Raw genomic sequence first — 1,719 nt, forward strand, 5'->3', positions numbered from 1 at the left:
AGACGAAGAGCTGGGGTGTGGCTTTACGTGGTTCACGTGGGATGGCGATACGCCTGCCACGGAGTGTCGTGATCGAGAGGAACGGGGTGGGAGTACAACTCACTACGTGTTCGAACTGGGGACGTTTGTACCAGTAGCCCAGGCTGTGACCAACACTGTCTTGGACCTTCTGCCACAGCCCCTTTATGGCGAGTATTACAGCATTGACCGGGACCCGGTCTGGTTGCACGAACCCAAGCCAGAACCGATTGACGTGTTCGCCTGGTACCAGTGCGATCAGCTGGGCACGCCGATGGAGCTCACGGATGTAGATGGGGAAATTGCTTGGAGTGGAACCTTTAAAGTGTGGGGGATGGCAGAGCAAAATTGCAGTGATAAAGCAATGCAGAAAAATATTTGCAACACGTTGCGCTTTCAAGGGCAGTATTCTGACATAGAGACTGGCCTGCACTACAACCGCCATCGTTATTACACCCCACAACTAGGCCGCTTTATCACTAAAGACCCAATCAAGTACGCAGGCGGCTTAAACCTTTATGCTTACGCGCCCAACCCTATTTACTGGTCAGACCCATTTGGCTTAGCAAAAAACAGAGGGCGCATTCAGGCGCAAGGGGCTAAACTAGAAGAGTCGGTTTCTTGGAACCAAGACACACCCGTAACCGGAGCTGATGGTCAAAAAATGTTGAGAGAATTGAAAGGCAAATTAAACAATCGAGATCTAGATATTAGAAGCGGCGCTTTTGAAAAAGCTGAACGCTATATTTACGATGCATGCAAATGTGGCGGAGTCAGCGCGCAAGTAAGCCAGTCGTTCAAGGTAAAAAATACTAAAGGTGAGCGAGTAGATATAGAAATCATCACTGGCAGCGCCTTTGAGGAGTAAATGCGAATGTATGACGACTTCCTTTCAAACATCGAGACTTACACTAAACTTGAGGAGCTTTTCAAAAGCGCATTTGCCGCTCACACAAAAACAACAAGCAGCACATCGCACTACATAACTCCTTTTTATAATACAACCTTTAAAAATGGCCAACCCTTTAGAAATGCAAACCCCATCTTCTCGGCATTAAACTTAAAATCCAAAAAACTGATTCGGATAATAATCGAAGAAAATGAGCATAATATATCAGTTGTTGAAAAAAAAACAGACCACGGAACAGAAACCATTATTTTCGGAGGAACAACAAACCTAAGTGAAATTTTAATCAAGATGCAAGAGTGGATTACACTGTCTGAACAACAATCAAAAACAGCGCACTCCGACCACCCTCCACCCAGCTAAAAACATTTACTCAAGATCGGCCCTATCAAAGCCAGTAAGTACCAACGCATGTTCTTTAAAAACAGATCGAAATTTCTATCTAGCCGGGAAACGAGCGCAAGATCAGCCACACCTATTTCACAGTCAAGTCCACGCAATGGAAATACAACGACTTTTGGCAATTGGCCAGGCTGACCAACGCTATCGGCGATGTGACTAAATAGCAGTACGGGCCGGGCTAGCTCGTACTGCTCGCCCACCCGGACAAGACCAAGGAACGCTTCAAGCGCGACGCCGAAGGCCGACTGCTCAGCTTCACCGACCCGCTGAATCGGCGTACCCGCTGGGACTACAACGAGGCCGGCCTACTCCATCAACGCCACAACGCCAACGACACCACCCTCACCTACCACTGGGACAAGCTCGGCCAACTCGTACGTCTGCGCAACGAA

The 1,719-nt window shown here is 48.1% G+C and carries 2 protein-coding genes; both read left to right on the top strand.

Features of this window, described 5'->3' with window-relative positions; all coding sequences use genetic code 11:
• Positions 1-886: RHS repeat domain-containing protein (locus tag GIB19_RS28030; RefSeq protein WP_274888844.1), on the top strand; the 886-nt coding region annotated here is incomplete at its 5' end.
• Positions 887-892: 6 nt separating this feature from the next.
• The gene (locus tag GIB19_RS28035) at positions 893-1,288 is read left to right on the top strand and encodes a hypothetical protein (protein ID WP_274888845.1); all 396 of its coding nucleotides are present in this window, start codon (positions 893-895) and stop codon (positions 1,286-1,288) included.
• Positions 1,289-1,719 lie beyond the last annotated feature (431 nt).

This window comes from Pseudomonas sp. ITEM 17296 (genome assembly GCF_028895205.1).
In the GTDB taxonomy this organism is placed as follows: domain Bacteria; phylum Pseudomonadota; class Gammaproteobacteria; order Pseudomonadales; family Pseudomonadaceae; genus Aquipseudomonas; species Aquipseudomonas kermanshahensis.

Coding starts and splice junctions, on each gene's coding strand:
- GIB19_RS28035 (WP_274888845.1), top strand. CDS start 893: ATGTATGACGACTTCCTTTCAAACATCGAGACTTACACTAAACTTGAG.